27 protein-coding genes and 1 pseudogene are annotated in these 25,767 nt (G+C 73.6%); 13 read left to right on the top strand and 15 right to left on the bottom strand.

The genetic code is table 11. The features are described from left to right. Positions 1-122 precede the first annotated feature (122 nt). The 3 genes from J7W19_RS05580 (at position 123) to J7W19_RS05570 (ending at position 3,581) form a co-directional block, all read left to right on the top strand. Entirely contained in the window at positions 123-635 is a 513-nt protein-coding gene (locus J7W19_RS05580; protein ID WP_004952867.1) for a MarR family winged helix-turn-helix transcriptional regulator, read from the top strand. 367 nt (positions 636-1,002) lie between these two features. Continuing rightward, positions 1,003-2,655 (top strand): ABC-F family ATP-binding cassette domain-containing protein, encoded by a 1,653-nt coding sequence (locus J7W19_RS05575; protein WP_004952869.1) that lies wholly within the window; start codon positions 1,003-1,005, stop codon positions 2,653-2,655. 311 nt (positions 2,656-2,966) lie between these two features. Next, positions 2,967-3,581, top strand: a complete 615-nt coding sequence (locus J7W19_RS05570; protein WP_004952873.1) for a hypothetical protein — start codon at positions 2,967-2,969, stop codon at positions 3,579-3,581. Between the two features lie 208 nt (positions 3,582-3,789). Here the strand turns inward: J7W19_RS05570 and J7W19_RS05565 are convergent, their stop codons facing one another. The 6 genes from J7W19_RS05565 to J7W19_RS05540 form a co-directional block, all read right to left on the bottom strand. Beyond that, the gene (locus tag J7W19_RS05565; protein WP_210455289.1) at positions 3,790-5,016 is read right to left on the bottom strand and encodes a beta-ketoacyl-[acyl-carrier-protein] synthase family protein; all 1,227 of its coding nucleotides are present in this window, start codon (positions 5,014-5,016) and stop codon (positions 3,790-3,792) included. A 133-nt stretch (positions 5,017-5,149) separates the two neighbouring features. Then, complete coding sequence (locus J7W19_RS05560; protein WP_233478070.1) at positions 5,150-6,853, bottom strand: glycosyltransferase family 39 protein; 1,704 nt, start codon at positions 6,851-6,853, stop codon at positions 5,150-5,152. A gap of 106 nt (positions 6,854-6,959) precedes the next feature. Continuing rightward, entirely contained in the window at positions 6,960-7,172 is a 213-nt protein-coding gene (locus J7W19_RS33610; protein ID WP_078588269.1) for a DUF2867 domain-containing protein, read from the bottom strand. Beyond that, positions 7,169-7,741, bottom strand: coding sequence for an MOSC N-terminal beta barrel domain-containing protein (locus tag J7W19_RS33605; protein ID WP_078588270.1), 573 nt, complete (start codon positions 7,739-7,741; stop codon positions 7,169-7,171). The genes J7W19_RS33610 and J7W19_RS33605 overlap by 4 nt, the downstream gene beginning before the upstream one ends. A 21-nt stretch (positions 7,742-7,762) precedes the next feature. Next, the gene (locus J7W19_RS05545) at positions 7,763-8,383 is read right to left on the bottom strand and encodes a LysE family translocator (protein WP_004954706.1); all 621 of its coding nucleotides are present in this window, start codon (positions 8,381-8,383) and stop codon (positions 7,763-7,765) included. 304 nt (positions 8,384-8,687) lie between these two features. Continuing rightward, complete coding sequence (locus tag J7W19_RS05540) at positions 8,688-9,491, bottom strand: S1 family peptidase (protein ID WP_004954709.1); 804 nt, start codon at positions 9,489-9,491, stop codon at positions 8,688-8,690. A gap of 276 nt (positions 9,492-9,767) precedes the next feature. Between J7W19_RS05540 and J7W19_RS05535 the strand changes: the two genes are divergently transcribed. Further along, positions 9,768-10,667: a DUF2268 domain-containing putative Zn-dependent protease gene (locus tag J7W19_RS05535; protein ID WP_004954713.1), complete on the top strand. Its 900-nt coding sequence runs from the start codon at positions 9,768-9,770 to the stop codon at positions 10,665-10,667. A 116-nt stretch (positions 10,668-10,783) separates the two neighbouring features. Here J7W19_RS05535 and J7W19_RS05530 read toward each other — a convergent pair whose 3' ends face one another. Beyond that, the gene (locus J7W19_RS05530) at positions 10,784-11,329 is read right to left on the bottom strand and encodes a GNAT family N-acetyltransferase (RefSeq protein ID WP_233478230.1); all 546 of its coding nucleotides are present in this window, start codon (positions 11,327-11,329) and stop codon (positions 10,784-10,786) included. A 204-nt stretch (positions 11,330-11,533) separates the two neighbouring features. Here J7W19_RS05530 and J7W19_RS05525 point away from each other — a divergent pair, with 204 nt between their 5' ends. After that, positions 11,534-12,196 carry a hypothetical protein gene (locus J7W19_RS05525; RefSeq protein ID WP_004954719.1) on the top strand — a complete coding sequence of 221 codons (663 nt, stop codon included), beginning with the start codon at positions 11,534-11,536 and terminating at the stop codon, positions 12,194-12,196. A gap of 31 nt (positions 12,197-12,227) precedes the next feature. Here J7W19_RS05525 and J7W19_RS05520 read toward each other — a convergent pair whose 3' ends face one another. Together J7W19_RS05520 and J7W19_RS05515 are read right to left on the bottom strand one after the other, a co-directional pair. Then, positions 12,228-12,578, bottom strand: a complete 351-nt coding sequence (locus tag J7W19_RS05520) for a hypothetical protein (RefSeq protein ID WP_004954721.1) — start codon at positions 12,576-12,578, stop codon at positions 12,228-12,230. Between the two features lie 197 nt (positions 12,579-12,775). Further along, positions 12,776-13,768: an ArsR/SmtB family transcription factor gene (locus J7W19_RS05515; protein WP_004954726.1), complete on the bottom strand. Its 993-nt coding sequence runs from the start codon at positions 13,766-13,768 to the stop codon at positions 12,776-12,778. 57 nt (positions 13,769-13,825) lie between these two features. Between J7W19_RS05515 and J7W19_RS05510 the strand changes: the two genes are divergently transcribed. Then, a complete protein-coding gene (locus J7W19_RS05510; RefSeq protein ID WP_004954728.1) occupies positions 13,826-15,190 on the top strand; it encodes an MFS transporter in 1,365 nt (454 codons plus the stop codon). Here J7W19_RS05510 and J7W19_RS05505 read toward each other — a convergent pair. Then, positions 15,129-15,635 carry a hypothetical protein gene (locus J7W19_RS05505; RefSeq protein ID WP_004954731.1) on the bottom strand — a complete coding sequence of 169 codons (507 nt, stop codon included), beginning with the start codon at positions 15,633-15,635 and terminating at the stop codon, positions 15,129-15,131. The two genes, J7W19_RS05510 and J7W19_RS05505, sit on opposite strands and share 62 nt — an antisense overlap. A gap of 284 nt (positions 15,636-15,919) precedes the next feature. On the opposite strand from J7W19_RS05505, the gene argC reads away from it, so the two are divergent. From argC to J7W19_RS05480, 5 genes are read left to right on the top strand one after another with little or no spacing between them, the layout of a single operon-like run. Continuing rightward, positions 15,920-16,948 (top strand): N-acetyl-gamma-glutamyl-phosphate reductase, encoded by a 1,029-nt coding sequence (argC, locus tag J7W19_RS05500; protein ID WP_210455287.1) that lies wholly within the window; start codon positions 15,920-15,922, stop codon positions 16,946-16,948. Beyond that, a complete protein-coding gene (argJ, locus tag J7W19_RS05495; RefSeq protein WP_210455285.1) occupies positions 16,945-18,096 on the top strand; it encodes a bifunctional glutamate N-acetyltransferase/amino-acid acetyltransferase ArgJ in 1,152 nt (383 codons plus the stop codon). The genes argC and argJ overlap by 4 nt, the downstream gene beginning before the upstream one ends. Next, positions 18,093-19,070, top strand: coding sequence for an acetylglutamate kinase (argB, locus tag J7W19_RS05490; protein ID WP_004956498.1), 978 nt, complete (start codon positions 18,093-18,095; stop codon positions 19,068-19,070). The genes argJ and argB overlap by 4 nt, the downstream gene beginning before the upstream one ends. Further along, positions 19,067-20,350, top strand: a complete 1,284-nt coding sequence (locus tag J7W19_RS05485) for an acetylornithine transaminase (protein ID WP_210455283.1) — start codon at positions 19,067-19,069, stop codon at positions 20,348-20,350. The genes argB and J7W19_RS05485 overlap by 4 nt, the downstream gene beginning before the upstream one ends. Before the next feature lie 7 nt (positions 20,351-20,357). After that, on the top strand, positions 20,358-20,900 hold the full coding sequence (locus J7W19_RS05480; RefSeq protein WP_004952171.1) for an arginine repressor: 543 nt from the start codon (positions 20,358-20,360) through the stop codon (positions 20,898-20,900). Positions 20,901-21,288: 388 nt separating this feature from the next. On the opposite strand, the gene J7W19_RS05475 is transcribed toward J7W19_RS05480, so the two are convergent. Next, the gene (locus J7W19_RS05475; protein ID WP_004952170.1) at positions 21,289-21,735 is read right to left on the bottom strand and encodes a nitroreductase family deazaflavin-dependent oxidoreductase; all 447 of its coding nucleotides are present in this window, start codon (positions 21,733-21,735) and stop codon (positions 21,289-21,291) included. Between the two features lie 160 nt (positions 21,736-21,895). Further along, positions 21,896-22,495 (bottom strand): DUF6058 family natural product biosynthesis protein, encoded by a 600-nt coding sequence (locus J7W19_RS05470; RefSeq protein ID WP_040892004.1) that lies wholly within the window; start codon positions 22,493-22,495, stop codon positions 21,896-21,898. Positions 22,496-22,613: 118 nt separating this feature from the next. Here J7W19_RS05470 and J7W19_RS05465 point away from each other — a divergent pair, with 118 nt between their 5' ends. After that, positions 22,614-23,342: a GNAT family N-acetyltransferase gene (locus J7W19_RS05465; protein WP_004952168.1), complete on the top strand. Its 729-nt coding sequence runs from the start codon at positions 22,614-22,616 to the stop codon at positions 23,340-23,342. 17 nt (positions 23,343-23,359) lie between these two features. Here J7W19_RS05465 and J7W19_RS05460 read toward each other — a convergent pair whose 3' ends face one another. Together J7W19_RS05460 and J7W19_RS05455 are read right to left on the bottom strand one after the other, a co-directional pair. Then, on the bottom strand, positions 23,360-23,905 hold the full coding sequence (locus tag J7W19_RS05460; RefSeq protein WP_004952167.1) for a hypothetical protein: 546 nt from the start codon (positions 23,903-23,905) through the stop codon (positions 23,360-23,362). Beyond that, positions 23,902-24,267 carry a DUF6980 family protein gene (locus J7W19_RS05455; RefSeq protein WP_004952166.1) on the bottom strand — a complete coding sequence of 122 codons (366 nt, stop codon included), beginning with the start codon at positions 24,265-24,267 and terminating at the stop codon, positions 23,902-23,904. Before J7W19_RS05455 ends, J7W19_RS05460 begins: the two co-directional genes overlap by 4 nt. Positions 24,268-24,325: 58 nt before the next feature. Here J7W19_RS05455 and J7W19_RS05450 point away from each other — a divergent pair, with 58 nt between their 5' ends. Continuing rightward, complete coding sequence (locus J7W19_RS05450) at positions 24,326-25,309, top strand: BtrH N-terminal domain-containing protein (RefSeq protein WP_004952165.1); 984 nt, start codon at positions 24,326-24,328, stop codon at positions 25,307-25,309. A gap of 1 nt (position 25,310) precedes the next feature. Here J7W19_RS05450 and J7W19_RS05445 read toward each other — a convergent pair. Further along, positions 25,311-25,699, bottom strand: a pseudogene (locus tag J7W19_RS05445) (VOC family protein). Positions 25,700-25,767: the final 68 nt, after the last annotated feature.

The raw sequence follows: 25,767 nt of genomic DNA, 5'->3' as shown, positions 1-25,767 counted from the left end.
TGGGGAGTGGAGTGAGGCCCTCGAATGAGGGAGAATGATTGTCCAGACAGTTCCATGGTCGGCGGCGGAGATCGCCGTCGTCGGCCACGGTCCGCGCGACCAGCGAAAGGACAGGTGCCGGGATGAGCCGGTCGAGGAGTGGGAACGCCGGGAGTCCGGAGGAGACGGCGGACGGGGCCACCGTGCCCGTCCCCGCCTCCGCGCGGACCGGGCCGGTCAGCCACGCGATCTTCCGCGTGGCCCGCCTGCACCGCATGATCGCCGGGCAGTTGCTGCGCGGCGTCGGTCTGCACCCGGGGCAGGAGTTGGTGATGATGCAGCTGTGGGAGCTGGGCCCGCAGCGGCAGGCCGATCTGGTCCGGCTGCTCGACTCCGACGCGGCCACCATGACCCGCACCGTCCAGCGCCTCGAACAGGCCGGGTTCGTCCGCCGCAGCCCCTGCCCGGACGACCGGCGGGCGGTGCTGGTGGAGTCCACCGTGGCCGGCCGCGCGCTGCGGCACGAGGTCGAACGCGTCTGGACCGAACTGGAGGAAGCGGCCACCGGCGGCCTCGCCGCCGAGGAGCGGACCGCCGCCCTCCGGGCGCTGGAACGCCTGGAGGAGAACCTGGCCCGGACAGCGGCCGGCGGCTGAGCCGCTGACAGGGGCGGGCGGTTCCGGGGCGGGCCGGGCCCGTACGCCCTCGGCGGCGGTACGGTTCGCGGCGACGGGAAAACCCGTTGACGGGCCTCCGCCGCGCTCCCTACGGTGTACACCGCCCCTGTTGCCGTCGATCGGAGAAGGACGTTGCTCGTCTGAGGTCCTGAGACACCGCGCGCCGCGCAGCCACGCCGTTCTCGCGTCCGCTGCCCGCGTTCCGTGTGCGACCTCGACGCTTCAGCCGTCCTCCCGCCGGTGCGGGGAGCCTCTTCCCGCTTCCCTCCGCTCCGCAAGGTCGCCCCGCGGTGTTCTCGTGTGCCGTCGTCCACGTGCCCACCTCACACGACCTTGCGAGGCCCGTATGTCACATCCCTCCCCTGCTTCCTCCGTCTCCGTGGCCTGTTCGTCCCTCACCCACGAGTGGCGGGACGGCACCACCGTCTTCGACGGGCTCGACGTCTCCTTCGGGCCCGGCCGGACGGGCCTGATCGGCGTCAACGGGTCCGGGAAGTCGACCCTGTTGAAGCTGATCGCCGGCGAGATCCGGCCGTCCGGCGGCAGCGTCCGGGTGGCCGGCGAGGTCGGCTACCTGCCGCAGAACGTCACGCTGGACACCGCGCCGCGCGTCGAGGACGTCCTCGGCATCGCCGCCACCCGCGCCGCCCTGCACGCCATCGAGGCGGGCGACGCCCGCGAGGAGCACTTCGCCGCGGTCGGCGACGACTGGGACGTCGAGGAACGCGCCACGGCGGTGCTCGCCGGACTCGGCCTGGGCCACATCGGCCTCGACCGCACCACCGGCGAGCTGTCGGGCGGCGAGTCGGTCCTGCTGCGCCTGGCCGCGCTGCTGCTGCGCCGTCCGGACGTCCTGCTCCTCGACGAACCCACCAACAACCTCGACCTGTACGCGCGTCGCCGCCTCTACGCGGCCGTCGAGGCGTGGTCCGGTGTGCTGATCGTCGTCAGCCACGACCGCGAACTCCTCGAACGCGTCGACCGGATCGCCGATCTGCGCGCCGGCGGGGTCGCCTGGTACGGCGGCGGCTACTCCGCGTACGAGGAGGCGGTGGCCGCCGAACAGGAGGCCGCCGAGCGCATGGTCCGGGTGGCCGAGTCCGACCTGCGCAAGCAGCGGCGCGAACTGGCCGACGCCCACGTCGTCCTGGCGCGCCGCAAGCGGTACGGCCAGAAGATGCGGGACAGCAAACGCGAACCGAAGATCGTCATGGGGATGCGCAAGCGGCAGGCCGAGGTCTCCGCGGGCAAGCACCGCATCCTGCACGAGGAACGGGTCGCCGAGGCGCGGGAACGGCTCGACAAGGCGGTGGAGGCGGTGCGCGACGACGACGAGATCCGCGTCGACCTGCCGCACACGGCCGTACCGCCGGGCCGCTCGGTGCTGACGCTGCGCGAGCTCGTGCTGCCCCATGGCGCCCGGGTGGACGGCGAGTTGGAGCTGCGCGGGCCCGAGCGGGTCGCGCTCGTCGGGCGCAACGGTTCCGGCAAGACGACGCTCCTGCGGACCGTCGCCGGGGAGCTCGGCGCCGTCTCCGGCACGGCGACCGCCCATGTTCCGCTGCGGTTCCTGCCCCAGCGGCTCGACGTCCTCGACGACGGGCTGACCGTCGTCGAGAACGTGGCGCGGTTCGCTCCCGAGGCGACGCCCAACGAGATCCGGGCCCGCCTGGCCCGCTTCCTGTTCCGGGGCGCCCGGGCCGCGCAGCGGACCGCCACCCTCTCCGGCGGCGAACGCTTCCGCGCCGCCCTGGCGGCCCTCATGCTCGCGGAGCCCGCCCCGCAACTCCTCCTCCTCGACGAGCCGACGAACAACCTCGACATGGCGAGCGTCCGACAGCTGACCACCGCCCTGGAGTCCTACGAGGGCGCGCTGATCGTGGCCTCCCACGACCTCCGCTTCCTGGAGTCCATCGGCGTCACCCGCTGGCTCCGGCTCGACGGCGGGCTGCGGGACACGACGGTGGAGGAGGTGCGGGCGGACATGACCGACGCCTGAGCGGGGGCGCCGGCCGCGCGCCGGCGGCCGGGCGGTCGGGCATCGGTGGCGGGGCGTCCGACCGGTCGGCAGCGGAAGGCCGCTGGGAGCCCGACAGGACCGGCGCTTTCGCGGACGCGGGTCCCGGAAGGGACCTGCCCCGCTTTCGCGGGATTCCGAGCGCGAACGGGACTGTACCCGCCCGTAGTTGAGACCATGGCAACGCGAGTGGGGTGGGCCCGCGCGTCTGCGTCGGCTTCGGATGGTGCAGAGGGGTTGGCCACCTCGACGGGTATGTCCGGTGGAAACGCTGTCGCGCAGGGGGAGCAACCGTGCTGGCGCTCTTGGTTTCGATCTTGGCTGTTCTCGTCTCGCTGGGATCACTGGGCGTTTCCTATGCGTCCAGCCGCCGGTCCCACATGCCCGTCCTTCAGTTCATGTGGGAGAGCGGGCAAGGCCGTGGGGAACCGAAGTGGTGGCTGGTCAATGTCGGAACCGGCCCCGCCACCAACATCGTCGTCGCCCAGACCGAACGGACCTCGCTCACGCGTGGCCTGAACGGGGAACAGTGGTTCAACCCTGTGCTGGTCCCGTCGATCCCGGTGGGCGGCAGGCTGGCTCTGACGTGGCTCGGTGGAACCATGGGACTGGAGTGCGGGCTGGGTGCCAGCTATACGGACGCCGAGAAGTACTTCTACACGACAAAGTGCGGCCATGACGTGTCGATGTTCTTCGTCGGACTGCATCTGCCGCGTTGGCCGTTGCTGAAGTTGAACGGCAGCAAGGCGGTGAAGACCTGGTGGGGGGTGGGAGACCTCTCGGGCCCCCGATGGTCGGCCGTGAGCGAGCGGCACATCCGAAGGCGTCGGTGGCTCCCGGCGCGCTTCGGGATCAGCCGTCGGCTCGGCGGGTGGGCTGACCCCGTCCTCTCCTACCAGCCGAGATGACCGAGCCCGCTTCGGCGCGCCATCGTGGCGTACGGCGTCGACCGCGCCGCCGTCGGGCGGATCGGCGCGGAAGACCGTGCACTGCATCGCGGCCTCGGCGGCGGTACCGAAGACGCGTACGAGGCGGACAGAGTCGGCGGTGTGACGGGCCGGCACGTGAACTACCGTCCCCCTGGCGGGAGTCGGCCCCCGAAGCCGGCCGCTGCCCTCACGGCGCCGGTGTGAACACCAGCGACGCGTTGTGGCCGCCGAAGCCGAAGGCGTTCGCCAGGCCCGCCGTCAACGGGCCGCGGCGCGGCTCGCCGGTGACGATGTCGAGGGGGATGTCCGGGTCCTGGGTGTCGAGGTTCCGGGTGGGCGGGACGGCGCCGTCGCGGAGGGCGAGGATCGTGGCGATCGCGCCGAGCGCGCCCGCCGCGCCGAAGAGGTGGCCGGTCATCGACTTGGTGGCCGTCACGACCGGATGGGTGCCGAGGGCCTCCGCGACCGAACGGGCCTCGGTCAGGTCGCCCAGCTGGGTGGACGTGGCGTGGGCCTGGACGAGCGCGATGTCGCGCGGGGACAGCCCGGCGTCGGTGAGCGCCCGGCGCATGGCCCGTACCTGACCGTCCTGGTGCGCGGCGGTGATGTGGTGCGCGTCGGAGGTGACGCCGGCCCCGGCGAGCGCCGCGTGGGCGCGGGCCGCCCGGGCCGCCGCGAATCCGGCGCGTTCCAGGACGACCACGGCGGCCCCCTCGCCGATGACGAAGCCGTCGCGGTCGACGTCGAACGGCCGGGACGCCCGCTCCGGCTCGTCGTTGCGTGTCGAGTGCGCCTTGGCCTGGGCGAACCCGGCCATCGGCAGGGCGCAGACGCACGCCTCGGTGCCGCCCGCCACGACCACGTCGGCGCGGCCCAGCCGGATCAGGTCCAGGCCCTGGGCGATGGCCTCGGCCCCGGAGGCGCAGGCGCTGACCGGGGTGTGGGCGCCGCCCCGGGCGCCCAGTTCGATGCTGACCCAGGCGGCGGGGCCGTTGGCCATCAGCATGGGCACGGTGTGCGGGGAGACCTTCCGGACGCCGGAGGTCTCCAGGACGTCGTCCTGGCCGAGCAGGGTCAGGGCGCCTCCCGTGCCCGTACCGATGACGACGGCCAGCCGTTCGGGGTCGACCTCGGGCCGGCCCGCGTCGGCCCACGCCTCACGGGCGGCGATCAGGGCGATCTGCTCACAGCGGTCCATGCGGCGGGCCTTCACCCGGTCCAGCACCTCGGTGGGCTCCACCTTCAGCCGGCCGGCGATCCGGACGGGCAGCGCGGCCGCCCACTCCTCCTCGATGGGGCCGATCCCCGACTCCCCGGCCAGCATCGCCGCCCAGGTGGACGCGGTGTCCCCGCCCAGCGGTGTCGTGGCCCCCAGGCCGGTGACCAGTACGGCGTCGGCGTTCCCAGCGCTCACTGGTGGTCCCCTCTGTAGTGCGGGCTTTGTGGTACGAGAACAGGCAAGCGAGATCCCGCGTCGTGGAAGCGGCGCGGGTGTCGGCTTATATGCCCACCCTGCCAAGGGAAGTGGCGATCTGTGGATACCTTGATCAAATCATTCCGGTGATGTTCCCCTGTGAGATCCCTACAAGGGTCGTCGTGTGGCCCCTCGCCCCTGAGCGGTGTGATCCGGGCGGGGGATCAGGCGGCTCCCAGCCGTCGCCCGGCGCCGGAGCCCGCCGCGCGCCGACGGCCCGGACCGACGGGCTCCCGCCGGGCCGCTGTTCGAGGGTGATGTCCACCCCGCGGGCGCTGTGGTGGAGGGCGGGGGAGAAGCCGGCTTCGGAGAGGACCCGTTCCTGGGCCTCGGTGGTACGGGCGGCGGCCTCGCGGGCGCCGGACGAGAGGTGGGTGCAGGTGATGTGCCAGACCCGGAGCGTGCCGTCCAGGCGCTCGCGCAGCAGGGCCGGGTCGGCGGGCAGGTTGTCCAGGGCGCCGAGTCCGGCGGCGGTCTCCGCCCGGCCCAGGTCCGGGCGGTTCGTGAACGCCTCCTTGAACGCTGTGGCGAGCAGGCCGCACCGGGCGCCGCTGAAGAGGACGGCGTCACCGGGGGCGTCGTGGATGCGCAGGGTCCTGATCACGGCGCGGGTGTCCCACTGGCGGCTGTCCTCCTGGCGGATGGCGACGTGGGACGCGGCGAGGGGTACGGCCGCCAGGAGCGGCAGCACCAGCCGTCGGCGCGGGGGGACGACGGAGGCGGCCGTGGCGATCAGCAGGGCCAGGGCCGGGAGGCAGAACAGCAGGTAGCGGTAGGCGAAGAGGGGATGGCCGAAGGAGACGGCCATCAGGAGCAGCGGAGGGACGGCCAGCCAGGGCACGCCGACGGCGAGGGCCGGCGACGGGGCCGCGTGCCGGCGCGCCGCGAGGAGGGCCAGGGCGGCGAGGGCGGTGAGGGTGAGCAGGAGCCGCGGCGCGGTGGGCAGGGTGTCCTGGCCGGGGGTGAGGAGCCAGGTGAAGTAGTTGACCGGCGTTCCGGCCGTGACCGGTGCGGCCTCGCCCACGGCGGAGCTCTGCGCGGAGCCGAGGACCAGCAGCGGGACGACGGCGGCGACGCCCGCGGCCTGGGCCCCGAGCAGGCGTACGGTGACGCGGCGGCCGGGGCGCCGGAGGGCCACGGTGACCGCGTGGGCGGCCACCAGCAGCAGCCCCATCACGTTGAACCAGCCCAGCAGGGCGATGAGGAGGGCGTAACCGGCGAGCCACCGCTTCCGGGGCCGGTCCGCCTGTCCGGGCCGCCCGGCCAGCGCTTTCACCAGGGCGCCCGTGGCCAGGACCGCCACCGCCATGACGAAGGCGAACGACCGGGCCTCCTGCGCGTACCGCGACGCGGTCGGCAGGACGGCGAGCAGCAGTCCCGCGCACAGCCCGAGCCGCGGGCCGCCCAGCAGCCGCCCCAGCCATACGAGGCCGGCCACGGCCGTGGCCACCGCCATCGCGGACGGCACCCGGGCCGTGAACTCGTTGAGGCCGCCGTTCGCCCGCCCGACCAGGTACATCAGGGTGTAGTGCAGGCCGTGCACCGCGTCGACCCGGCCCAGCAGGTCGAGCAGTTCGGGCCAGGACCGCCGTGCCACGTCGATGGTGACGATCTCGTCGGTCCAGGCGGAGGGGCGCGTGTTCCCCCACACGCCCAGGACGAACGCGACGACGGGCGCCGCCCACCCGGCCACGCGCGTCCAGCGGGCGCGGCCGGCCGCGGACGCGCCGGGCGGGGCGGGCCGGGACAGGGCGGTATCGGGCGAGGTCGTCGTCACGGTGCTGCTTTCGTCACCGGCACTTCCGCACCGGGTGGTGCCGGGCCGGGCGGCGTACGGCGTCGCGCGCGACACCGAACGGAATGCGCCCCCCTCGTTCGGCCCATTATCCGCAATGCGGACCTAGCGGCCAAAAGTGCGGCCGGGGCGGGGTGATGGGTGCCGGGTGGTACGTGTGCGCGGCGGGGCGGGAGGCGGGGCGAGCTCCCTCTGCCGCGCGCGGCCGATGCCCCGGAGCATCGCCGGGTGGGACCGCGGTGTACCGGAACGGCTTGATCGCCGCCATGTACGCCCTGCCGAGCAGGCCGTCGGGCTTCACGAGGACGGCTGGCCGGCCGCGGTAGCCTCCCCTTGCCGTCCGGCACCCAGCCGATGTGCCGCACCGCGTGCACGGTCCGGTCGGCGATCTCGCAGGCCCACTCGTCCTGGGTCCGGTACAGGGGACGGAACGGACCGCCGGGCGCCTCCGGCCGCCTCGGGCCCTCGCGGAGGTCGGCCGGCAGCCGGTCGGGCAGCGTCGGCACCCGGGTGCCGGCCCGGCGTCGGGCCGGTCCCGGCCCAGCAGCGCCCCGAGCTTCCACCGGATGGCGAAGAGGGTCCGGGCGACGGGTGAGGAGTCGTACTCCCCCTCGTCCTCGGCGAGTCGAGGAGCCGCGGCGCGTCCGAGCCGTCCGGGTAGCGGGAACGCAGCCGCGGCAGGCCGGGCATCCGGTGGAAGCGGCGGGTGTTCTTCCCCGAGCCGAACCGGCCCTCGGCGTCCCGGACCGCGTACAGCCGGTCGCCCGCGAGCCCCCGCGCCTCGATGTCCGCGCGCTCCAGCCGTTCGCCGCCGGTGGACTTCAGCGGGTAGCGCCGGATCCGTTCGACCGTGCCGAGTGCCGAGCGCATGCGCCCGCCCGGGCCGGCCGCTCAGCCGGCCTCGGCCGCGATGCGGACGCCGAAGCCGAGCAGGACGACGCCCGTCACGCGGTCCAACGCGCGCCGCACCCGCGGCCGTTCGAAGACCGACCGGGCGCGGGAGACGACGTACGCGTACGTGCCCAGCCAGGACAGGGTCAGCACCGCGTGCAGCAGGACCAGCAGGCTCATGCCCGCCGTCGCGGAGAGGCCGTCCGGGGCCAGGGTGGGCAGGACGCCGGTGTAGAAGACGGCGATCTTCGGGTTGAGGAGGTTGGATACCAGGCCGGTGACGAACGCGCCCCGGGAACCCCTCGGTGCCGCCTCCGCCGTGGGGGCGGGCGCCCCGCGCCGGCTCTGCCAGAGCGCCTGGAGGCCGAGGAAGCCCAGGTAGCCGGCGCCGAGCAGCTTGACGGCGAGGTACGCCTCGGCCGACGCGGCGAGCACCGCCGCCAGCCCCACCACCGTGAACACGCCCCAGGCCAGCAGGCCGGCGGTGATGCCCGCGGCGGTGCGCAGGCCCTCCGCCCGCCCGGCGGCGACGGCCCGTTTGGTGACGACGGCCATGTCGGGGCCCGGTACCACGGTGAGCAGGGCGAGCACCCCCGCGGCCGTCGCCGTCTGCGTCCACATCGTGCGTTCCCCCGTCGCGTCTCGTCGGCCTTGCGTCCGCCCACCATGCCGCCGGTGCCGTTCGGGGCGGGTCGGCGGACGGGCTTCCCGTGGATCCTACGCAGTGTCTTCGGCGGCCCTTCCGGGAACGGGCCTCACACCGGCACCGGGCCCGCCGCGGCCGTCCGGCGCCGGTAGTAAGGGACGGTGGCCGTGGCCGGTAGCGGACCCCAGAGGAGGGGCGGCGCGTAGACGGCGTCGAGCGGCCACCGGCCCCAGGAGTACGCACGGGGTCAGGGCGCGGCTCCGGACGCGACCCCGGTCGTCACAGCCCCAGTTCCGGAGCGACCGTGCTCACCTTGGTGAAGACGGACACCGGGTACGTCGCGTCGCAGTACTTGTTGCCCGTCGAGACGATGCCGATGAGCACGCCGTCCGCCACCAGCGGCCCGCCCGAGTCGCCCGAACAGATGCTGTCCGACCGGCCCTTCGCCGGTGTGCCGCACACCTTCAGGGTGGTGTCCGTGGTGTCGGAGAACGGCTCGCAGGCGGCGAGCGGGGAGAGGGTCAGCGCGGCCTTCCGCAGCTTCCGCCCCTGGGTGTCCCCGCTGGTGTGCCCCCAGCCGTAGACCGTGGCGGTGCGCCCGTTCGCGTAGAGCGCGGCGTCCTCGTCCTTCGCGACGCGCAGCGGCTTGTACGGGAGCGGGCGGTCCAGGGTGAGCACGGCCGCGTCATGGACGAGGTCCGGGGTGTACTTCGGATCCAGCGTGGCGCGGGTGACGCGCCGCTCCTGCCCGGCCGACGAGAGCCGGTCGGTACGGCCGCCGACGACGGTCAGCGCGGTGGGGCGGGGGGCGTTGGACACGCAGTGGGCGGCCGTCAGCACCTTGTCGGGTGCGACGAGCGTGCCGCCGCACCACGTGCTGTCGGGCCCCTCGGCGGCGTCCGGGTTCTTGATCAGCACGGCGAACGGCGCCTCGCCGACCGTGGCCGACGCCCCGCCGCGCACGGCGGCGGCCGGCGGCGCCGCGACGCCCGCGGCGGCGGCGAGGGCGGCACCGGCCAGGAGGGCGGCGGCGAACCGGCGGCGTGCGGACGTGGACGTGCGCTCGGGCGCGCCTGCGGGCATGAGCGCGCTCGTGGTCCCGGGTGTGCTTGCGGGCATGGGGTCCCCCGTGATCGGTCTGTGCGGTGGTGACGGCGCACACCCTGCCCCCGCGTCCCGCCGGCCCGCCAGACCCACCGCCGGATACGGGACGCCGGAACGCTACGCCCGGCCCTGACCTGCGTAAACACCCACTCCTGGAACGGCGGACGGGAACACGGGACGCACGTTTCCCCAGGCGACTCGAACTCCCGGCCACGCTTGACCTTGACGTAACGTCAACTTCTACGGTTCCGTCCCATGCAGATCATCGTGCACGACACCGCTTCCGCCACCCTCGACCTCCTCCGCCGCCCGCCGGCGGAGCGCCCCGACGCCCTGCGGGACCTCTACGCCCCCCTCGCGGGCCCGATGTCCGTCACCGGGCACTTCGACCCCGTCCAGGCCCACCGCATGGGCAGCGGCTTCCCACTCGGCGACGCCGGCGGCGGCGACGACCCGCGGCTCCCCGCCGCCCTGCACCGGATGCGGGACGCGGGGGTGTGGCAGCGGGTGGCGGACTCGCTCGACGCCGCGTGGGAGCGGATCGACGCCGCCGTGCCCGGCGTCAAGCACGCCGAGACCGTGCACGTCGTCATCGTCCTCGGCGACCCCGACGACGAGCACCTCACCGTCCGCAGCTCCGGCTACTTCGGCCTCGGCGGCTTCCCCGGCGCCATCCAGCTCGTCATGTGGCCCACGGACACCAGCCTGCGGAACATCGGCCACGCCGCCGCCCACGAGCTGCACCACAACGTGCGCTACGCCAATGTGACCTGGGACCCGGCGGCCGTGACGGTCGGTGAACACGTCGTCGCGGAAGGGCTGGCCGAGGCGTTCGCCCGGGAACTGGCCGGCGAGCGGGGGCTGTGCCCTTGGACCAGGGCGCTGACCGGCGACCGCCTGGACCGCGCCTACGAGCGGATCACCGCCGACATCGACGTGGCCGGGATGGGGAACGCGTTCGCCTACGTCCTCGGCGACGCCACCGCCCGCCTGGTGGGCCAGGAGCCGGTCGGACTCCCGGACTTCGCGGGCTACGGCGTCGGCCTGCGCATCGTCGAGGCGCACATGGCGGCCACCGGCCTGACCGCCGCCGAGAGCGTGGCGCTGCCGGCGCGCGAGATCCTGCGCAACGCGGGGGTGGCGACGGAGGCGTGAACCCCGCGCGACCGCTCGCCTGATGCGGACCGCCTGTTCAGGCCGCCGGATCAGGCAGCCTGTGCAGACCGCCTGTTCAGGCCGCCCGATCCGGCCGGACGCGACGACGGCCGGGCTCAGCCCCGCGGCAACCCCTCCTCCGCCGGCTCCTTCTCCGCCGGCCCCATCCCGGGCAGTGCCTTCCCGGGCAGTGCCTTCCCCGGCAGTGCCTTCTCCAGCAGCGTGAATGCCTTCGGCGCGCCGCCCGGCTGCGGCTTGCCGGCCTTGTGGCCGACGACGCGGTAGCCGGCGTCCAGGTAGTACGCGGTGAGGCGCGCGTTGCCGGCGAGGCAGTCGAGCCGGACGAGGTCCCGGCCGGCCTCGGCCACCCGCCGCTCGGCGGCCCGCAGCAGCAGCCGGCCCGTCCCGGGGGCGGCGGCCTCCCGGTCCACCATCAGCCGGTGGACGTACCCGGCCACGGGTGCCTGCGGCCCCCACGCGTCCTCGTCCTCCCACCACAGCTCCCAGGCGCCGACCACCCGCCCGCCCGCCTCCGCCAGCCACACCTCGCCGTGCTCGGCGACCCGGCGGAAGTGGTCCGCGTCCAGCTCACCGGGCCGCCACTGCCCGGTGATGCCCCGGGCGAGCATCCAGCGGGCGGCTTCGTCGCGGAGGCGGACCAGGGCCGCGAGATCGGTGTCGGTACCGGCGACCCGGCGGAAGCGCGTCCCGCCGCCGCCGAAGCGGCTCGCGTCGTCCTGGTAGAGGCGTGTCTCGTTCACGGCGGTGATCGTCGCACGGCCCCGAGCCCCGGCCGGAACCGCACAGCCTGTTCGCCGCCTTATGCTCGACCGTTCCGAAACGATCGACTCTGAGGGGGAGGAACGGTGCGTCGCACCAGGTGGGGAGCGCGCTCGCGCGCGGGGGTCCTGGCGGCCGGGCTGCTGTTCTGCGCGGCCGGCTGCGGTGACGGTGGAACGGACTCCGACGCGGAGGCCGGCCCCAAGGGCGGGTCCGTGCCCGCCGCTTCGGGGAGAGCGCTCGACGCCGAGGCCCTGCGGCAGGCCCTGCCGGACCCGCACGGCCTGCCGCCCGGCTGGCGGACGGGCGTGACGCCGCCGAGGGCCAAGGAAGTGCCCCGCGCGCGACGGTGTGCGGAGGACACCGCGCACGGAAACGACTGCTCGATGTTCCACGCCATCGCCGACGCGCAGTACCGGGCGCCCGGTGACTCCGGTTCCGTGTACTGGACGCTGCTGGCGTACCCGGACCGGAGGACCGCCGAGACCGCGTTCGCGAACCGGAGGAAGGCGCCGGAGGGCACCCGGGAGATCACCACGCCGAGGGTCGGCGACGAGAGCACGGCCTACTCCACTCCGGCGGCCCGCCACGCCACCCCGAGCACCGACATGGTGTTCCGCGTGGGCGATGCCGTCGCCAAGCTGACCTACCAGGACGCGGACAAGAACAAGGACAGCGCCCAGGTCCTCCTCACCCTGGCCCGCGCCCAGGCCGACCGCCTGCGAAGGGCCGACCGGACCACGAGCTGACGGCACCCCGCCGCACCTCAGGCCGGAACGCTCACGCCCCGCCCGCCTCCAGCGCGGCGGCCCGCTCCTTCAGTTCCGCGGCGATGCCGTCCCAGTCCGGCCCGTGCAGCCACAGGCTGTCCGCCGCCTCCCGCAGCAGTACCGGATCGTCCGGCCGTTGCAGCAGCGCCAGCCGGTACGCCAGGTTCCGGATCCACACCGGCAGGTGGCCGTCGACCAGGTGCGGGCTCAACTCGCGCAGCATGGCGACGATCTCGTCCGCGCCGGCGAAGGTCAGCTCCTCGACGAAGTAGTGCTCCGCGTGCTGCGCGGCGCACTCCGGCGTGGGCCGGTACTCGTCCCCGTAGAGGCAGCGGGCGTACTCGGTGAGGGTGCTGTGCATGACAGGCAGCGTAGGCGACCCGCAGCACGGCGCAGCCACGCCTCGGCAACCCGGCACGCGCCCCAACTAGCCGCGTTCGCCGAGGCCGCGCCCGACCCCGCCGTGCTGCTCGGCGTGTTCACACTGCGCCGACGTCCGGGCCACCGACGGCCACTTCCCCACGGTGCGCCGTGTCCCGCCCGGCGCCCGGCGCGCGCTCAGCCCCCCGAGCCGGCCGCCTCCACCACCGTCTCCCCGGCCCGGGTGCGCGCGTACAGCACCTGTCGTCCCATGCGGTGGGCGCTCACCAGCCCGGCCGTGCGCAGGGCGGTCAGGTGCTGGGAGACGCCGCCGGGCGTGAGGCCGGTGCGGCGGGCGAGATCGGTGGTCGAGGCGGGGGCCGCCAGTTCGGCGAGGAGCGTCGCGCGGGAACGGCCGACCACACCCGCCAGGGCCTCCGACACCGTCGTCGGGCGCGCGTGCCACAACGTGCCGATGCCGCGCGGGGGATAGCGCAGCGCGGGCTGCGGCGCGTCGTCGGTCATCGTCGAGAAGACGCGCGGCCAGACGAACGCGGAGGGCATCAGCAGCAGGCCCCGCCCGTCGAGCCGGCGCGGTCCGTGGACGGACCGGTGCTCCAGGCGCAGACTGCCCCCCGCCCAGGTGATCTGCGGGTCCAGGTCCGCGAACAGGTGCTGCGTGCCGCCCTCCACCAGACGTACCGCCCGGTAGCGGATGTCGTCCTCCAGCAGGGTGAGGACGCGTGCCCAGTAGGGGGCCAGCGCCAGCTCCCAGTACGCCTCGATGACGTCCGTCAGCCGGCCGAGCTCCCGTGCCGGATCCGCGCGCAGCGCCGCCAGGCGCGCGGCCGGCACCCGGCCGGTGGTCCGCAGCATCGCCGGCGGGGTGGCCCGGACCATCGCCAACTCCACCCGCAGGGACGGCAATGGGGTCGCGGGCGGTGGGCACACGAACCCCGGGACACAGCCCGACCAGGGCGAACGCGTCGGTACGGGAACCAGGTCGAACAGCGGGGAGAAATCGACGTCCGCCGCGGCGATCCGCGGCCGCACCCGCTCCACCCACGGGCGGTGCAGGCCCTGCTCGTCCACGCCCTTCAGCACGCGCACGCTCGCCATCACCTCCCAGAGCGGGGACAGCGCGAAGCGCGTATGGGCCAGGTCTTCCGTACCGAACTCGAACTCGATCATTTCAGCCCAGGCTAAATCAGTGGGTGCGGTGGCGGGCGGGCCCGCACTGTGCACCGCATGACCCCAGCACCCGATTCCCCGTGGCACCTGCGCGAGTTCCGCACGCTCTTCGCCGCCGACGTCTTCAGCCACCTCGGCACCAACGTCGGCTACGTCGCGATTCCGCTGCTCGCCGTCACCACCCTCGACGCGAGCCCCGGACAGGCGGGCGCACTGGCCGCGTTGTCCACCGTCGCCTTCCTGCTGATCGGCCTGCCCGCGGGCGCCTGGCTGGACCGGATGCCGGGACGACGCGTCCTGGTGGCCGCCGACGCCGCCCGCGCCGCGCTGCTCGCCTCCGTCCCCGTCGCCTGGTGGCTGGACGCCCTGTCACTGTCGCAGTTGTACGCCGTGGTGCTGCTCAACGGGTGCGCCACCGTGTTCTTCGACGTCGGTTCGCAGAGCATCCTGCCGGCGCTCGTCGGCCGCGAACGCCTGGTCCGGGCGAACTCCGTGATCGTGAGCCTGATGGCCGGCGCCGCCATCGCGGGACGCGGCGCCGGCGGCTTCCTTGTGCAACTGTTCACCGCCCCCCTGGCGATAGCGGGCGGCGCCCTCGCCTATCTGGCCTCGGCCCTCGGCCTCACCCGGATCGGCCAGGGCGCGCCCGCCCCGGCGCCGGCCGCCCGCCGTCGGCTGCGGGCCGAGGTGGCGGAGGGGCTGCGGCACGTCTTCGGCAGCCCGGAGCTGCGCGCCCTCGTGCTCACCGGGACGCTCGCCAACCTCGGCGCGCAGATGATCAACTCCATGCTGCCGGTGCTGTTCACCCGCCGGCTGCACCTCCCCGTCGGGGCGCTCGGTCTGTACTGGGCGATCGGCGGCGTCGGACTCCTCCTCGGCGCGGCCTGCGCCCGCCGCCTCGGCGGACGCCTCGGCCACGGGCGCACCCTGGGACTGGCCGGGCTGTGGGTCGCCCCCGCCGCCCTGACCGTGGGACTGGTCGGGCGCGGTCCGTGGCTCTGGCTGGCCGGCGCCGGCTGGCTGATCACCATGACGAAGACAGGGATTGACAACGTCCTCGGCGTCAGCCTCCGCCAGCACCTCACCCCGGACTCCCTCTCCGGCCGCATGAACGCCACCTTCCGTTTCCTGCTGACCGGAGCGCTCGCCATCGGCTCCGCGCTCGGCGGCCTTGTCGGCGAGTACGTGGGCGTCCGCGCCGCGGCGTGGACGGGCGCGGTGTGCATGGCGGGCGCGTTCCTCCCGGTCCTCTGCTCGCCGCTGCGGACACTGCGCACGCTCCCGTCGACGACTCCGTCCGCGGCCCTGACGGTGGCGCCGGAGGCCCGGCCGGTGCCTGGGTGCGGGTGGGCGGGCGCGCTCAGTCCCACCACAGCACGACGAACAGGCCCCGCCGCGCCGCGTTCTCGTAGAAGTCCCTGAGCGCCGTGAAGTGGGTGGTCAGATAGGCCGACGGGTCGCCTGTGAAGCCGTCGCCGACGAGGGCCGCGTAGCGGTCCGCGGGGATCGCGGCCAGCACCTCGACCCCGTCCAGCGCGGTGAGTTCGGCCGCGACACCGGCCACCGATTCCGGAGCCAGAGCCGTGGGCGGGGGCCCGAAGCAGCCCGTCGCCTCCGGGTGGCGGAGGTACGAGACGTCGACCTCCGGGTCACCGTCCAGCGCGCGGACGAGTGCCGCGCGCGTGGACGGTGCCACTCCGGCGAGCCCGAAGACGTCGATGAGGGGCGATGGTGCCCAGTCGAGGTCGAGCAGGTCGTCGACCGGTGGGTACCAGTCCGGATCGGCGTCGGGACGGGCCACCGCCGTGGCGCGGCAGCGCTCCAGATATTCCCCGCTCACCCGGGCGAGTTGCTGTGTGACGGCCATGCGGCAGTATCCCCGGTCGGACCCGGGCCCGGGAAACCGATTTCCTCGCTCTGGTGTTTCTGGCGGGTCCTTCCCCGGTCCCGCCCTTTCGCCGTTTCTGCGGGGAGCCCCCGCGCCCCTTAGAGGACGCGCGCCGCAGGCGCGCTCGGGGGGTGCGGGGGCGTAGCCCCTGCGAGAAACGGCGAAAGGGCGGGACCGGGGCACTCCCCCCGCCTGTCGCCGCACGCTATTGCATAAATCTTCTTCCATTCGTATAGTCATGCCATCGAGAAGGAGGCACCCCGATGGCGATACGAGCGGCAGTGGCCGGAGCGAGCGGGTACGCGGGCGGCGAAGTGCTGCGTCTGCTGCTCGGGCACCCCCGTGTCGAGATCGGGGCGCTGACCGGCAACAGCAGCGCCGGCCGGACGCTCGGTGAGGTGCAGCCCCATCTGCCTGCGCTGGCCGACCGGGTCCTCCAGGAGACCTCCGCCGAGGCGCTCGCCGGGCATGACGTCGTCTTCCTGGCCCTGCCGCACGGGCGGTCGGCCGCGGTCGCCGAGCGGCTGGGCCCGGACGTCCTGGTTATCGATTGTGGTGCGGATTTCCGGTTGCGGGATGCGGGGGAGTGGGTGCGGTTCTACGGGTCGCCGTATGCGGGGGTGTGGCCGTATGGGTTGCCGGAGTTGCCCGGGGGGCGGGAGGCGTTGCGGGGGGTGCGGCGGGTGGCGGTGCCGGGGTGTTATCCGACGGCGGTGTCGTTGGCGTTGTGGCCTGCTTTCGGGGCGGGGTTGGTGGAGCCGGAGGCGGTGGTCGTGGCGGCGTCGGGTACCTCCGGGGCGGGCAAGGCGGTCAAGCCGCATCTGCTGGGCAGTGAGGTGATGGGGTCGATGAGTCCGTACGGGGTGGGGGGTGGGCATCGGCATACGCCGGAGATCGCGCAGAATCTCGCCGCTGTGGCGGGTGGGCCGGTGAGTGTGTCGTTCACGCCGACGCTGGCGCCCATGCCCCGCGGGATCCTGGCCACGTGCAGTGCCAGGGCGTTGCCCGGTGTCACCGCCGGCGCCGTGCGCGCGGCGTATGAGAAGGCGTACGGCGGCGAGCCGTTCGCCCGTCTGCTGCCCGAGGGGTGCTGGCCGTCGACCGGGGCGGTGACCGGGTCCAACGCCGCGCAGGTCCAGGTCGTCCTGGACGAGTCCGCGCGGCGTGTGATCGCGGTCAGTGCGATCGACAATCTGACCAAGGGCACTGCCGGTGGTGCGGTGCAGAGCATGAACATCGCCCTCGGGCTGGCCGAGGAGCTGGGACTTTCCACGACAGGGGTGGCTCCGTGAGTGTGACGGCGGCGAAGGGGTTCACGGCGGCGGGTGTGGCTGCCGGGCTGAAGGACAGTGGTGCGCCGGATGTGGCGTTGGTGGTGAATCGGGGTCCGGGTCGGGCGGCGGCGGGGGTGTTCACTTCCAACCGGGTCAAGGCGGCTCCGGTGTTGTGGTCGCAGCGGGTGCTGAGGTCGGGGGAGGTGGCGGCCGTCGTCCTCAACTCCGGTGGCGCCAACGCCTGCACCGGCCCCGCCGGTTTCCAGGACACCCACGCGACGGCGGAGAAGGCGGCAGAGGTGCTCGGCTGCGGCGCCGGCGAGGTGGCGGTGGCCTCCACCGGTCTGATCGGCGTCCGGCTGCCCATGGACAAGCTGCTGCCGGGCGTGGAGAAGGCCGCGGCGAGCCTGTCGGCGCACGGCGGTGAGAAGGCCGCCATCGCGATCAAGACGACGGACACGGTGCACAAGACGGCCGTCGTGGAGCGGGACGGCTGGGTGGTGGGGGGTATGGCCAAGGGTGCGGGGATGCTCGCGCCGGGCCTGGCCACCATGCTCGTCGTCCTCACCACCGACGCGGACGTCGACGCCCCCGGCCTGGACGAGGCCCTGCGCGCGGCCGTCCGTACCACCTTCGACCGGGTCGACTCCGACGGCTGTATGTCCACCAACGACACCGTCCTGCTGCTGTCCTCGGCCGCCTCGGGTATCTCTCCGGACGCCGCCGCGTTCACCGATGCCGTGCGCGAGGTCTGCGACGACCTGGCCCGGCAGCTGATCGGGGACGCGGAAGGGGCGAGCAAGGACATCCGCATCGAGGTGATCAACGCGGCGTCGGAGGAGGACGCGGTGGAGGTGGGCCGGTCCATCGCCCGCAATAACCTCCTCAAGTGCGCGTTGCACGGCGAGGATCCCAACTGGGGCCGGGTGCTGTCCGCGATCGGCACCACGTCCGCGGCCTTCGATCCGGACAGGCTGAACGTGGCGATCAACGACGTGTGGGTCTGCCGCAACGGTTCCGTCGGTGACGACCGCGACCTCGTCGACATGCGCTACCGCGAAGTCCGCATCACCGCCGACCTGGCCGAGGGCGGCGAATCCGCCGTCATCTGGGCCAACGACCTCACCGCCGACTACGTCCACGAGAACAGCGCCTACTCCTCATGAGCACCACGACCACCAGCGGTAGCGGCAGCACCCGCAAACACACCGCCCTCCCCAAGGCCCGCACCCTCGTCGAGGCGCTGCCCTGGCTGACGCGGCACCACGGCAAGACGGTCGTCATCAAGTTCGGCGGAAACGCCATGGTGGACGACGACTTGAAGGCCGCCTTCGCCCAGGACGTCGTCTTCCTCCGGCACGCCGGGCTCCGTCCGGTCGTCGTGCACGGGGGCGGGCCGCAGATCAGCGCGCAGCTCGACCGGTTCGGGATCGCGTCCGAGTTCAAGGCGGGCCTGCGGGTCACCACGCCGGAGGCGATGGACGTCGTCCGGATGGTCCTCGCCGGACAGGTGCAGCGCGAACTCGTCGGCCTGCTCAACCGGCACGGCCCCCTCGCCGTCGGCCTCACCGGCGAGGACGCCCACACCATGACCGCCACCCGGCACTACGCCCGCATCGACGGCGAACGCGTGGACCTCGGGCGCGTCGGCGAGATCACCGCCATCGACACCGGCGCCGTCCAGGCCCTCCTCGACAACGGCCGGATCCCCGTCGTCTCCTCGATCGCCCGCAGCGCCGAGGACGGACACGTCTACAACGTCAACGCCGACACCGCCGCCGCCGCGCTCGCCGCCGCCCTCGGCGCCGAGACCCTGATGGTCCTCACCGACGTCGAGGGGCTCTACGCGGACTGGCCGCACAGCGACGACGTCATCAGCCGCCTCACCGCGAGCGAACTGGAAGCGCTGCTCCCGGAACTGTCGAGCGGCATGGTGCCCAAGATGGAGGGCTGTCTGCACGCCGTCCGCAACGGAGTCGCCAACGCCCGTGTCATCGACGGGCGGGTGCAGCACTCGATCCTGCTGGAGATCTTCACGGACGAGGGGATCGGGACGATGGTCGTCCCGGACGGCCTGGAGAGTCCGGACGGCCCGGAGAGTACGGACACGGACGCCGATCAGCCTGGGGGAACCTCATGACGACGACCGCCACCGACACGAAGCGGCCCGACGTGAAACCGACCAACGCCACCCTGACCCGCCGCTGGCAGCACGCCCTGATGGACAACTACGGCACCCCACGCGTCCCGCTCGTGCGCGGCGAGGGCAGCACGGTCTGGGACGCCGACGGCAAGGCGTACCTCGACTTCGTCGGCGGTATCGCCGTCAACGCGCTCGGCCACGCCCACCCGGCCGTGGTCCGCGCGGTCTCCGACCAGATCGCGACGCTCGGGCACGTGTCGAACCTGTACGTGGCCGAGCCGCCGGTGGCGCTGGCCGAGCGGCTGCTGGAGCTGGCGGGCCGCGAGGGCAGGGTGTTCTTCTCCAACTCCGGGGCGGAGGCGGTCGAGGCCGCGTTCAAGATCGCCCGGCGGACCGGGCGGCCGCACGTCGTCGCCGCGCACGGCGGGTTCCACGGCCGCACGATGGGCGCCCTCGCCCTCACCGGCCAGCCGGCCAAACAGCAGCCCTTCCTCCCGCTGCCCGGCGGCGTCACCCACGTCCCCTACGGCGACGCCGACGCCCTGCGCGCCGCCGTGACGGAACAGACCGCCGCCGTCGTCCTCGAACCCGTCCAGGGCGAGAACGGCGTCGTCGTCCCACCGCCCGGCTACCTCGCGGCGGCCCGTGAGATCACCCGGGCGGCCGGGGCCCTGCTCGTCCTGGACGAGATCCAGACAGGTATCGGCCGCACCGGCCACTGGTTCGAGCACCTCGCCCAGGGCGTCGAACCCGACGTCGTCACCCTCGCCAAGGGCCTCGGCGGCGGCCTCCCCATCGGCGCGACCCTCGCCTTCGGCGAGGCGGCCGGCCTGCTGACCCCCGGTCAGCACGGCTCGACGTTCGGCGGCAACCCCGTCGCCTGCGCCGCCGCCCTCGCCGTCCTCGACACCCTCGCCGCCGAGGACATTCCGGCGCGCGCCGGCCGGACCGGGACTCTGCTCCGTGACGGGATCGCTGCGCTCGGCCACCCACTCGTCGACCACGTCCGTGGCGCGGGCCTGCTGCTGGGTATTGTCCTTTCCAAGCCCTTCGCACCGGATGTGCAGCGGGCGGCTCAGGAAGCCGGTCTCCTGGTGAACGCGGTCGCGCCCGACGTGGTGCGGCTGGCTCCTCCACTGATCATCACGGAAGATGAGGTGGAGACGTTCCTCCGGGCGCTCCCCGGCGTCCTCGACGCCGCCGCCGGCGCCGCCGGGGGAGGGGCGGCCGCCGCAGCCCTGACGGGGGGCTCAGGAGAACCACGATCCGGAGACTGACGAGACGATGACCGAGGCGCAGGAGACCGAGCCGGTCCACGGCGGGCAGGCCGTGCCGCAGACCCGCACCGCACGCCACCGCCGGATCGTGGACATCCTCAGCCGGCAGGCCGTCCGTTCCCAGAGCCAGCTCGCCCGGCTGCTCGCCGACGACGGCCTCTCCGTCACCCAGGCCACGCTCTCCCGCGACCTCGACGAACTGGGCGCCGTCAAGATCCGCAACACGGGCGGCGAACTCATCTACGCCGTCCCGGGCGAGGGCGGCGACCGCACCCCCCGCGCGCCCCTCGGCGAGTCGGCGACCGAGGCCCGCATGGGCCGCCTCGCCGCCGAGCTCCTCATCTCCGCCGAGGCGTCCGCCAACCTCGTAGTCCTCCGCACCCCGCCGGGCGCCGCCCAGTTCTTCGCCTCCGCCATCGACCAGGCGGGCGTCCACGAGATCATCGGCACCATCGCCGGCGACGACACGGTCCTGCTGATCAGCCGCGACCCGACGGGCGGCCAGGCGCTGGCCGACCACTTGCTGCGGCTGGCGCAGAAGGAGCGGTGACGGGCTGACGACCGGGCCTGGCTGAGGGCCTGGCAGGCTGACGGCCCGGTCCGGCTGACCGGCCTGGCAGGCTGACGGCCCGGTCCGGCTGACCGGTTCGGCCTGGCTGACCGGCCCGATCCGGCCCGATCCGGCTCGACTGACCGGCCGGTGCGGCTGACGGATCAGCCCGGTCGACCGGCCCGCCGGTCCACTCGGCCGCGGCACCGCACGAGACCGCGTGCCGACGTCGGACGGCCGTCGCCCGCCGCGGACGAGGCGGAACGCATGCCCAACCGAGGGCTGCGGCAACGGCACGCTCAGGCGCGTGGACGCTGACGGCGAGCCCGCGAAAGGGGCCCGGCCGTCCCGCCCGGCGCGGAATCCGGTCCCTCAGCGCCGCCGGGGCCTACACCGGCTCGGGTTCGAGCACGAAGACCGGGATCACCCGGTCGGTCTTCTCCTGGTACTCGGCGTACGCCGGATACGCGGCGACCGCGCGCCGCCACCACTGGGCCCTCTCCTCCCCGGCCAGCTCACGGGCCACCATGGACCGGCGTTCGGGGCCGTCCTGGAGGTCCACCCGCGGGTCGGCCTTGAGGTTGAAGTACCAGACCGGGTGGCGCGGGAAGCCGCCCTTCGAGGCTACCGCCGCGTACCGCCCCTCGTGCTCCACGCGCATCAGCGGAACCTTGCGGATCCTGCCGCTCTTCGCACCGCGCATCGTGACGATGACGACCGGCAGGCCGGTGTCCCAGAGCGTCGTGCCCTCGGTGCCACCCGACCTCTCGTACAACTCGACCTGCTCGCGCACCCACTGCGCCGGACTCGGCTCGTACTCGCCCTCAAGAGGCATCGCATGCACCCCAGTGCCGTGTGCGGACAAGGACGGGGACAGGGACTACGTCGGTACAGTCCAGCACAAGCCGCGCGCGAAAGGGAGACCGCCGTTCCCGCTCGGTCAGCAGCCCCCTCGGCCCGAAGAGAGCGGCGACCCTTCCGGCCGCGCCCCGGGATCACCGCCGGGGAAAGCGCGCCCGCACCGCGTCGACGCAGATGTCCCGGGACGTGGGACCGCCGAACCGGAGCCGGTCGTAGGCGGTGAACGCCGGCTCCAGCGCGTCCAGTTCGTCGACCAGAGCGTGCAGCCGCGCCGACCACCGCGCCGAACCGGCGTCCGGCTCGCCCGCCGCCGCGCCGATCGCGGCCGTCAGGTACTCCTTCCGCCGGATGGCGACCGGGGTCACCGAACGCAGACACACGTACTGTCCGCTCAGGTACGCGTTCCACTCCGCCTCCCCGGCGGCCGGGTCGGCCCAGTGCGCGGTGAACCACCCTTCGAGCAGTTCCACGCCACCCGCCTCGTCGGCGAGGGCGAACAGGTCGGCCGGCACCATCTCGGCTCCGTCGGAACGCAGGTACCCCGGCAGCGGCAGCCGCCGCCCGAGCATCAGCCGGCGGACCGCGTCGGCGTCACGGCCGTGCGCCGCGCACAGCTCCTCCAGGGTGACGAACTGGGCGCTGACGTAGGCGTCGTCGGCACCGGTCATCGGATGGTCACCGTTGACCTCGCGGAACCGCTCGGCGAGCCGCTGTTTCAGGTCCGTATCCGGCACGGGGGCCTCCGGCGTCATCGGCGCGGGCGTCTCCCGCGCGGGCCTCCGCACGCTATAGGCCGGACGGTTCGGCGCTCACCGAACCGTGGACGGACGAGCTTTCCGGCACGCTAGGGCCATGCCCGCCGACCTCTTGCCGCACCGGGCCCGGGAACTGTGGACCGAACTGGCGTCCGCGCCGGTCCGGTTCCCCACCACGCCCGACGTGGACGTGGCGGTCTCCCCGCGCTCACGGCTCTGCCCGCCGTCGTGGACGGGGATCGTGGTGCTCGACGGGGCCGGGATAGCCACCGCGCCGAACACCCGGACCGCCGCCCTGCTCGCGGATGCCGCGGACGAGCTGTCGCCCGGCGAACTCGTCGACCCGGACCGCCTGCGCGGCACGCTCCCCCTCCTCGACGTACGGGGACCCGCCTCCCTCCACTACCTCGACCGGACCGCCTTCCGCCGCCGGGACGAAGGCGCCGCGGTGGAGGTGACGCCATGCGACGGCGACCGGTCGGCGGTACTGCCGGCCCGCGCCGGCGAGGAGGACGTGGAGGAAAGCGGCTTGGCGGAGATCACCTCTCCCGCGTGCGTTCTCCGCGACGGCGACGACGTGATCGCCGCGGCCGGCTTCCGCGCCTGGCCGCGATCGGTCGCCCACCTCAGCGTCCTGGTCGCGCCGGACGCCCGTGGCCGGGGGCTCGCGCGAGTGGTGGCGTCCGCGGCGGTGGCCCGTGCGCTGGACGCCGGGCTCCTCCCGCAGTGGCGAGCGCGGACGCACGCGTCGAGGCGGGTCGCGCTCGCACTGGGCTTCCGGGAATTGGGGACGCAGCTCAGCATCCGCCTCGCCGACGGCACGTGAGCGCAACGCCGCCCGGCTCAGTCCGTGGGGCGCGGGGCGGCCGGCGAGCGGGCGAAGTCGGCGAGGGTGCGGAAGTCGGGGTTCCGGAGGCCGAGTCGGGGGTTGACGTGGTGCAGGAGGGCGCGTCCGGGGTGGTGGGCGGTCACGTACGCCTCGTCCGCGCCGCTCTGTTCGTCGTCGACCCAGGCGAACGGGCGGCCCGCCGCGTACTCCACCAGCGGAGCGGTCTTCCAGTGGACCCCGTCGGGCCGCTCCCGGAACAGGGCCTCGCCGAAGTCGACGAACGGGAGCGCGGGGAGGCCGAGCACCGGGGCGATCCAGCGGTTGGCCTCCGCCATCCACGTGGTGGCCCAGCAGAGTTCGTAGCCGAGCCGGAGCAGTGCCGGCCCGTGCTCCGGGGCGAGCCAGACGCGCAGGGGGCGCCGGCGGAGCGACGGCGAGCCGTCCGGATCGCCGTCCCGGGGCACCCGGAGCGTGGTGTACCCGTCGGGGCGCCGCTCCGGCTGGGCCGCGTAGGGATTGAGCGGCCCGTCCACGTCCAGGAACAGGAGCGGTCGGCTCACCTTCTCTCCCGGCCGCTCGGTGCCGGGGGTCCGGGGAGCGCGGCGGCGACGGCGCCGGACGGCGAGCGCAGCCAGGTGCCGTCCTGGAACTCGGCCGGGACGTCGTCCTCCCACGGGTCGATGCCCCGCGCCTCCAGCTCCTCGAACCACCGGTCCCGCTCCGACTCCGGCAGCCGCAGCCCGCACCAAGGACAGAAGTCGATCCCGATGGACGAGGTCCCTCCGTCGTGGACGACCAGCCCGTACTCCCGGAACCTCGCGCTGTAGACGACGAGCGCGTCCGGGCAGGCGTACACGTCGGTGTGGGTCTCGCAGCGCCATGCGAGCCGGCGCGTCATCGTCTCGCAGCAGTGATCGTTCACCGGCCGATTCTCCCACCCGCGCCCTGCGCGCCCGGCCGGGGTGAGCAGAATGTGCGGCATGGCCGTGATCGAAGACATCGACGTCCGCGGGACGCAGCACTGCCAGACGACGGCGCTGGGCGTGCTGCTGCGGCATGACGGACTCGACCTGTCCGATCCCATGCTGTTCGGCCTCGGTTCCGGGCTGTCCTTCGTCTACTGGGACGGCAAGAACATGGGCTTCCCCTTCCTGGGAGGCCGGGTCAAGCCGTTCGAGCTCACCAGGAACCTCACCGCCGCCCTCGGGCTCGACCTGCACGTCCGGGAGACCACGTCCCCGCGCAAGGCGTGGCGGAACGTGGCGGCACCCATCGACGGCGGCCGGCCGGTCGGCCTGCAACTCGACAGCTACCACCTGGATTACTTCACCACCAAGGTGCACTTCGGCGGGCACGTCGTGGCCATGTACGGCTACGACGATCAGGATGCCTACCTGGTGGACACCGCCCCTCAGGGCGGAGCCGTCACGACCGGCCTCGCCGGGCTCGCCAGGGCCCGGGCCGAGCGCGGTCCGATGACCGCCCGGCACCGCTCCTTCACCATCACGGCGTCCGGCGACCCGGTCTCACCGTGGGGACACATCGTCCCCGCGATCAAGTCCTGTGCCGACGCCTTCCTGAACCCGCCCATCGCCAACCTCGGCCACCGGGGCATCGAGAAGGCCGCCGGGCTCGTGCCGAAGTGGCTGCGGCGCAGCGGCAATCCGCAGGAGGACCTGCCCCGAGCCGCCGTCCTCATGGAGAAAGCCGGAACGGGCGGTGCCCTCTTCCGTAATCTCTACCGCGACTTCCTTGCCGAATGCGTCCAGTTGAACGACAGCCGCCACCTGCGCACCGGACACAATCTGTACGCGGCGGCCGCCGCCCTCTGGACGCAGGTGGCCGCACTCGTCGCGGCGGCAGGCGAATCCGGCGACGAGGAGAACCTCGTGGCCGCCGGTTCCCTCCTCCACGAACTCTCACGCATCGAACGCGACGCGATGCGGGCGCTCATCGAGCTCTAGATCAGTCGAGGCAGAACTCGTTGCCCTCGATGTCCTGCATCACGATGCACGACTCGTTCTCCTCGTCGGCGAGCAGCACCTCCACGCATACCGCGCCGAGCGCGACCAGGCGCTCGCATTCGGCCTTGAGCACGGCCAGGCGTTCTTCTCCGACGAGTCCGGTGCCGGCCCGGACGTCGAGGTGCACCCGGTTCTTGACGACCTTCCCTTCGGGGACGCGCTGGAAGTACATGCGCGGACCCGCACCCGTGGGATCGGCGCACGCGGCCCACTTGTCCCGCCATCCGGCGGCAGCGTTACGTCGTAGCCCAACACGTCGGACCAGAAACGCGCGACGCGTCCGGGTTCCGCGCAATCGAAGGTGACCTGGAATTTCTTGACCGATGCCATCGGGCCACTGTAGCGAAGGGGCTTCGGTGCCTGCCGCCCAATAAAACCGTGCAGCGCGGGCCTTCATT

The sequence above is a fragment of the Streptomyces mobaraensis NBRC 13819 = DSM 40847 genome, from assembly GCF_017916255.1.
Lineage (GTDB): Bacteria > Actinomycetota > Actinomycetes > Streptomycetales > Streptomycetaceae > Streptomyces > Streptomyces mobaraensis.
Note: the sequence above shows the minus strand (reverse complement) of the source record. Positions and strands in the feature narration are given on the sequence as shown.

Coding starts and splice junctions, on each gene's coding strand:
- J7W19_RS05580 (WP_004952867.1), top strand. CDS start 123: ATGAGCCGGTCGAGGAGTGGGAACGCCGGGAGTCCGGAGGAGACGGCG.
- J7W19_RS05575 (WP_004952869.1), top strand. CDS start 1,003: ATGTCACATCCCTCCCCTGCTTCCTCCGTCTCCGTGGCCTGTTCGTCC.
- J7W19_RS33605 (WP_078588270.1), bottom strand. CDS start 7,741: ATGCGCTCGGCACTCGGCACGGTCGAACGGATCCGGCGCTACCCGCTG.
- J7W19_RS05545 (WP_004954706.1), bottom strand. CDS start 8,383: ATGTGGACGCAGACGGCGACGGCCGCGGGGGTGCTCGCCCTGCTCACC.
- J7W19_RS05540 (WP_004954709.1), bottom strand. CDS start 9,491: ATGCCCGCAGGCGCGCCCGAGCGCACGTCCACGTCCGCACGCCGCCGG.
- J7W19_RS05535 (WP_004954713.1), top strand. CDS start 9,768: ATGCAGATCATCGTGCACGACACCGCTTCCGCCACCCTCGACCTCCTC.
- J7W19_RS05520 (WP_004954721.1), bottom strand. CDS start 12,578: ATGCACAGCACCCTCACCGAGTACGCCCGCTGCCTCTACGGGGACGAG.
- J7W19_RS05515 (WP_004954726.1), bottom strand. CDS start 13,768: ATGATCGAGTTCGAGTTCGGTACGGAAGACCTGGCCCATACGCGCTTC.
- J7W19_RS05510 (WP_004954728.1), top strand. CDS start 13,826: ATGACCCCAGCACCCGATTCCCCGTGGCACCTGCGCGAGTTCCGCACG.
- J7W19_RS05505 (WP_004954731.1), bottom strand. CDS start 15,635: ATGGCCGTCACACAGCAACTCGCCCGGGTGAGCGGGGAATATCTGGAG.
- argC (WP_210455287.1), top strand. CDS start 15,920: ATGGCGATACGAGCGGCAGTGGCCGGAGCGAGCGGGTACGCGGGCGGC.
- argB (WP_004956498.1), top strand. CDS start 18,093: ATGAGCACCACGACCACCAGCGGTAGCGGCAGCACCCGCAAACACACC.
- J7W19_RS05485 (WP_210455283.1), top strand. CDS start 19,067: ATGACGACGACCGCCACCGACACGAAGCGGCCCGACGTGAAACCGACC.
- J7W19_RS05480 (WP_004952171.1), top strand. CDS start 20,358: ATGACCGAGGCGCAGGAGACCGAGCCGGTCCACGGCGGGCAGGCCGTG.
- J7W19_RS05475 (WP_004952170.1), bottom strand. CDS start 21,735: ATGCCTCTTGAGGGCGAGTACGAGCCGAGTCCGGCGCAGTGGGTGCGC.
- J7W19_RS05465 (WP_004952168.1), top strand. CDS start 22,614: ATGCCCGCCGACCTCTTGCCGCACCGGGCCCGGGAACTGTGGACCGAA.
- J7W19_RS05450 (WP_004952165.1), top strand. CDS start 24,326: ATGGCCGTGATCGAAGACATCGACGTCCGCGGGACGCAGCACTGCCAG.